The organism is Psychrobacter sp. AOP31-B2-9, from assembly GCF_052378005.1.
In the GTDB taxonomy this organism is placed as follows: domain Bacteria; phylum Pseudomonadota; class Gammaproteobacteria; order Pseudomonadales; family Moraxellaceae; genus Psychrobacter.
Window position 1 is genome coordinate 1 of the sequence record NZ_JBQSXG010000165.1, and the last position, 6152, is coordinate 6152.

Consider the following 6152-nt stretch of genomic DNA (forward strand, 5'->3'; position numbering starts at 1 on the left):
ATTCTTTTATATTGTCCTCCGAAAAAGTTGACAACAAGTCGAAAAGCCAAAGCACTTGATACACGTAGCCAAAGCGGTTTTGATAGCAACGGTCATCATCACATTGACGTGAGCACCATGTTCACTACTGAAAGTTACGTACACAAAGGATATAAATTATGTGGAAGAATTTGGGACTGACAGGCAAGATTCTAATTGCTATGGTCTTAGGTATCGCCCTAGGATTATTTTTTAACTACACAGGACTAAACGCAGAAGGTGGGTTCGTCAATGACTATTTGGTCAATGGCTTATTCGGTATTATCGGTAAACTTTTTGTCAACTCACTCAAAATGTTGGTTGTACCTTTAGTACTTATCTCATTGATTTGTGGTGTCTGCGGTATTGGTGATATTCGACTACTTGGTCGCATCGGTACAAAAACATTTTTCATGTATATGCTAACAACTGCTTTAGCGATTGCCACCGCAATTGGGCTTGGCTCGTTATTTGGTATTGGTAAAGGCATGGACTTAGCATCTGAGGCCAGCTTTGAAGCAAAGGAAGCGCCACCTCTCATTGATGTTTTCTCAAATATCGTTCCATCCAACCCCATTAGCGCCATGGCCAATGGTGACATGCTATCGATTATTTTCTTTGCGATTTTGATTGGTATTAGTATTTTGATGGTGGGTAAGCCTGCTAAAGGTTTAGTCCAAAGTTTAGAGCTGATTAATGAAGTTATCTTAAAAATGGTAACCATCATTATGAACCTAGCACCTTATGGTGTGTTTGCGCTGTTAACCAAAGCCATGGCTGATCTTGGTTTGGACTTGATCGTGTCTCTATTTGGTTATGTCGCTGTATTGATTGGCTCATTGGCCTTCCACTTCTTTGTCACCATGATGATCGTCTTAAAGGTGTTTTCAGGACTATCAATCAAAACGTTTTTGGCAAAAATGCGTGAAGTGCAAATCTTTGCATTTAGTACCTCAAGCTCAAATGCGACCATTCCGGTAACGTTGCGTACTGTTACCAAGCGTATGGGTGTGAATAACTCTGTAGCATCGTTTACGGTTCCTTTTGGTGCCACCATCAATATGGATGGTACTGCCATTATGCAGGGTACAGCGACCATCTTTATCGCTAACTTGTATGGGATTGATTTAGGTATTACTGAGTATCTGACCGTTATCTTAATGTCAGTACTAGCCTCTGTCGGTACTGCTGGTGTACCTGGTGTTGGTCTAATTATGCTGTCTATGGTATTTGCACAAGTTGGCTTACCAATCGAAGGTATTGGCTTGATCTTAGGTGTTGATCGCCTGCTGGATATGTTGCGTACTGCTGTTAACGTTGGCGGTGATGCCGCAGTAACCACTATCGTGGCAAAGTCCGAGGGCAAAATGGACTTGGCTATCTACAATGACGCTGACGCTGGTACAAAAGAAATGTTTGATGGTCATATTGATGAATACAATGAACGCGCATTCTCTGAAGTTATGAATGATGGCATAATGGGTAGTGAGTATGACGATGTCGATCGCCGAAGTTAATATCATAGCTACACAATAAATAACCTAAAAGTAAAAAACCTCAGTCATATTGGCTGAGGTTTTTTTTGACGCTTACACCACTCATAAGATGAAGATCTTAAGGAAGGCAAGTGTAACCAATACGCCCCAACTAACCAAAAACATATTTAGTAATCATTGCCAAACACACCAACACAATCACTGGTCGAATAAGTTTGCTACCGCCTTTAACCACCATATGTGAGCCAAAGTATGCACCTATCGTCTGCCCGACCATCATAGCCAAGCCTACTTTCCACAACACATTGCCACCTAATATAAAAAATATTAACGAGCCAATATTGGTCGATAAGTTCAATACTTTGGCAGCACCTGTCGCCTCAATGATTTGACGACCGCGTAGTGCCACGTTACCAAGCGCAAAAAACATACCCGTACCTGGACCAATATAACCATCATAGAAACCGATCATCGGTGCGACGATTTTTTGCCACTTACTCTCGCTAATGCGCGGTGCTGCTTCTACCTCGCCAAGCCTAGGTGCAAACAAGGTGTAAATACCAATGGCGGCAATTAAAAATGGAATCAACTTTTCTAGTATATCTGGCGGCGATAGCTGTACAGCAATTGTCCCAACAACAGAGCCAAGAAACGCGGCAATAATAGCCACTTTTATACGTTTTGGTTTCACCACGCCTTTTTTGATCATGGTGATAGAAGCCGCCAACGCACCGGATGCAGCTTGCAATTTATTAGTACCAAGTGTCAATACTGGTGGGATATTCGCTAGTAGCATCGCTGGTATAGTCAATAAACCACCACCGCCTGCAATGGCATCGATGAATCCTGCCAATGCTGCCACCGCAGTAAGCATTAAAATAACCTCTAACGAGAGCGATAAATCCATGACACTGACCTACAAAATTTATGATAAAAAAGAAAAAGCCTTAAAACTTGGCTTTGGAAATTGAATTTAAAATACTATTATTAAAGTTGCTGCTGAAGTAGCATTTAGGATAACTATTGGTTTTGCTAATATCGCTCATTATAAAGATAAAGGGGCAAAAAAAACCAAAAACATGACAAAGTCTGTTAAATTTGTCTAACCACTTCATAAATACTTAATATAAGAGTCGTCTGGTTCAAGAATGTAACAAACGACTTTAAGACGTATTTTGTTGTGTATATTAATAAGAGTATGAGAGACTGTTCTTGTCTATCTACCACCTGATAAAAGGCAGTAGTATAGACGCTTGAAGTTATTGAACTATTTTGTAATTAGTTTTTAGTAGATGAGGATGATATGGCAATACGAAGGATTAAAGCATTTTTTGAATTTGAGGCAGCAGGCGGTATCGTTTTAGCCTTGGCTGCTGTTGCTGCAATGATTATTGCTAACTCCCCTCTTCACGTGTGGTACGAAGGCTTTATCCACGCACCTGTTGCTATCCAAATTGGTGATTTTGCCATCGCTAAAGACGCCCACCACTGGATCAATGATGGTCTGATGGCGGTTTTCTTTTTCTTAGTTGGTCTTGAGCTCAAGCGCGAAGTCTTAATCGGTGAGCTATCCAACGTCAAACAAATCATCTTACCCGCCGGTGCAGCACTGGGCGGCATGATTGCACCAGCGATTGTCTATCTGCTCTTTAACTACCATGAACCAGAATTTTGGAAAGGTTGGGCCATTCCTGCGGCAACCGATATTGCTTTTGCTCTCGGGATATTGAGTCTACTTGGTAGTCGCGTACCCAACTCTCTAAAGGTCTTCTTAGTATCCATTGCCATATTTGATGATATTGGTGCGATTTTAATCATTGCGCTATTTTATACCAGTGAGCTGTCATTAGAATCATTAGCGTTAGCTGGTTTGTGTCTGCCATTCTTGTATATGCTCAATCGCCGCAACGTCACTAGTATCACGCCTTATCTGCTCATTGGTGTGATTATGTGGGTTGCCGTGCTCAAGTCTGGTATTCATGCCACTTTAGCTGGTGTGGTCTTAGCACTGTTTATTCCGATGTTTGACCGTACGGATCCTGAGCACTCTCCACTTGAAGAGCTAGAGCATGACCTACACAATACGGTGGCTTTCGGGATTTTACCAATCTTTGCATTTGCCAACTCTGGCATCTCGCTTCAAGGTGCAGGCGTCGCTGAATTATTCCACTCAGTCCCCCTTGGTATCGCTGCTGGCCTATTCATCGGTAAGCAGGTTGGTGTCATGATAATGTGCTGGTTAATCTTTAAGCTCGGTATATCAACCATGCCTAGAGGTATGAACTATAAGCAAGTTTACGGCGCGGCACTATTATGTGGTGTGGGCTTTACTATGAGCTTGTTTATCGGCGGCTTAGCATTTGCTGGCGAAACCACCTTATTTGATGAGCGCCTCGGTATTATCATGGGTTCAATCGTCTCTGGCATCGCAGGTTATATCATGCTTAAAGTCACCCTAAAAGACAATGTGAGTGGCACCTCAGTTGATTTGACTCGTCCGCAATCATAAAACGGTGACCTAAAGCTTTGATCTAAAGCTCTGATCTAAAAATCTAACCTAGGACGCGTCATCATTAAAAATGCTTCCGCTAATATAAGCGGAAGACGTTTTTACCGTAAACAGCATACTGACAAGCATATTTTTAATGTGAGGATGTTTCGATTAGCGTCAGTAGTTATAGGAGATTACCATGCAACAGCTTGTACGGCGGCTTTCTCTGAGCCTATCTATCTTTGGTAGCATCTTTCTATTATCCAGCTGTGCCACGCTGTCAAAGCAAGAGTGCCTCATCGGTGACTGGCAAGCCATTGGTTATAACGACGGCATATCAGGTTATCAATCAGACCGCTTAGCGTCACATGCCAAAGCTTGTGCCAAAGCCAGCGTCACTCCTAACTACCAAGCATGGGAACGCGGTCGCCAATTAGGCCTCAAGCAATACTGTATGACCGATAACGCTTATAACCTTGGCAGACGTGGGCGTAAGTTAAATAATGTCTGTCCAGCTGCGATAACAAGCACTCTGCAACAAGCCAATCAGCAAGGTCTTGACCAATACCATTTAGAGCAACAGCTAGAAAGTGATCAGCGACTATTAAAAGAGTATCGAGAAGAATTTGACAGGCTTAAAAGTGGTGAGATGTTGGAATTTGACAATGAAAAAGAAGCACGCAGACGTCTATTATCACTCGCCAACGAGCTACGCCAAACCAGACATCGTATCAATACAGCACAAACGCAACTCGACTTATTAGAGCAGATGAATAGCTATGGATTCAACTGACACACATAGGGCAGATATTATTAATAGCCGTCTAAAGCATAAACCGTCATCAGCCTCTTACCTACGTCATGGGCGTACTACTGCGATTGATGATCACAGCGACTTACAAGTCCTAAAGCGGGTCAAGCGCTATCTGTTACCCAAAAACTTTGTCCTCTCACAAGATTTATTAAATGAGATCGTCTCAGGCTATGATATTGGCGATCCATTAGCGGACGCATTAGCCACTGAAGGCATCCGTTTTGCAAAGCCCTTGCAGCAGCTCATCATCGACGAAAAAGTAGATAACGACCTCATACAGAACCCATCATTTACCACCTTAACAGAGCAACTGAGTAGCCAGCCAGATTGGTTCGATCCAAAGCTGGCACAAATTGGTGCGGTCGCCTATCGCCGCTATCCACTGATGTTGATTTGGTTATTGCGCAATGTCGCATTGATGGCAGGCTATAGCATTCCTGCGCTCTCTTTACCGCTCATTCAAACTGGCGCATTGATGCATGATGCCCTACCACGATTAATGCGTACTTACGCTTATATACTGGCTGTTTCTGAACATCCTCAAGCGAGCGTACATAATGGCCAAAAATCTACTGCTGAAGTATTGGCGATTGGCTCTGAAGGCTGGCGACAATCAATCAAGGTGCGTCAAATTCACACTTTGGTACGACAAAACTTGCTCAAAGGTAAAGGCAATGCTGCCAAAGACGTCATCTCAGATATTGAGCAACACCGTAACCCTGATGGCAGTTGGAACACCGATTACTGGGGCATCCCGATTAATCAAACCGATATGATTGCCACCCATTTACAGTTTTCATTGTTGATCATGCGTGGACTACGACTGCTGGGTGCGCGCATCAGCACCGAAGAAGCGGAAGGGATCTTGCATCTATGGAATCTCGCCAGCTACTGGATGGGCGTTGACTTAGATCGCTTACCAAAAGATGAGGCCGCCTGCTGGGAGTGGCTCTATACCTACCTATCTATTCAGCAGCTTGATTTTAAAATGGGACAACCATTGGCAAAAGCCCTGCACGACTTACCGCGCCAGATTATGGGGGAGGACAATCGACGCGGGCGATTCGTTGAGATGGTCAATGCCAGTGTGACACGGACATTAGTCGGCGATGATATCGGTGATGGACTAAACTTACCAAAATCAAAAATACGTTTTGGTGTGCTGTCTTCAGTACCCATTCTGTTTGCGCTCGATACCGCGCGGCAGCACAATCAAACCGTTGCAGAAAAACTAGAAGCGTTCCGATCTAAGCGTCAGGACAACATGAACTGGTGGCTAAAGAAAAACGATGATTACTATAAATAACTCAAGCGCTTATCGCTTGTATTAAAA

Annotated in this window: 6 protein-coding genes; 5 read left to right on the forward strand and 1 reads right to left on the reverse strand. The window is 43.3% G+C overall.

Annotation, left to right across the window (positions count from 1 at the left end; genetic code table 11):
• Positions 1 to 180 (forward strand): hypothetical protein (locus ACT3SX_RS13365; RefSeq protein WP_444753320.1); only part of this gene is annotated, 180 nt, incomplete at its 5' end.
• Positions 159 to 1535, forward strand: coding sequence for a dicarboxylate/amino acid:cation symporter (locus tag ACT3SX_RS13370; RefSeq protein WP_192519716.1), 1377 nt, complete (start codon positions 159 to 161; stop codon positions 1533 to 1535). The genes ACT3SX_RS13365 and ACT3SX_RS13370, both read left to right, overlap by 22 nt.
• A 130-nt stretch (positions 1536 to 1665) precedes the next feature.
• Here the strand turns inward: ACT3SX_RS13370 and ACT3SX_RS13375 are convergent, their stop codons facing one another.
• On the reverse strand, positions 1666 to 2421 hold the full coding sequence (locus ACT3SX_RS13375) for a TSUP family transporter (RefSeq protein ID WP_192520659.1): 756 nt from the start codon (positions 2419 to 2421) through the stop codon (positions 1666 to 1668).
• A 396-nt stretch (positions 2422 to 2817) separates the two neighbouring features.
• Between ACT3SX_RS13375 and nhaA the strand changes: the two genes are divergently transcribed.
• The 3 genes from nhaA (at position 2818) to ACT3SX_RS13390 (ending at position 6125) form a co-directional block, all read left to right on the forward strand.
• Complete coding sequence (gene nhaA / locus ACT3SX_RS13380) at positions 2818 to 4023, forward strand: Na+/H+ antiporter NhaA (RefSeq protein ID WP_192520658.1); 1206 nt, start codon at positions 2818 to 2820, stop codon at positions 4021 to 4023.
• Between the two features lie 181 nt (positions 4024 to 4204).
• On the forward strand, positions 4205 to 4798 hold the full coding sequence (locus tag ACT3SX_RS13385) for a DUF2799 domain-containing protein (protein ID WP_192520657.1): 594 nt from the start codon (positions 4205 to 4207) through the stop codon (positions 4796 to 4798).
• Positions 4785 to 6125 carry an oxygenase MpaB family protein gene (locus ACT3SX_RS13390; RefSeq protein ID WP_192520656.1) on the forward strand — a complete coding sequence of 447 codons (1341 nt, stop codon included), beginning with the start codon at positions 4785 to 4787 and terminating at the stop codon, positions 6123 to 6125. Before ACT3SX_RS13385 ends, ACT3SX_RS13390 begins: the two co-directional genes overlap by 14 nt.
• Positions 6126 to 6152: the final 27 nt, after the last annotated feature.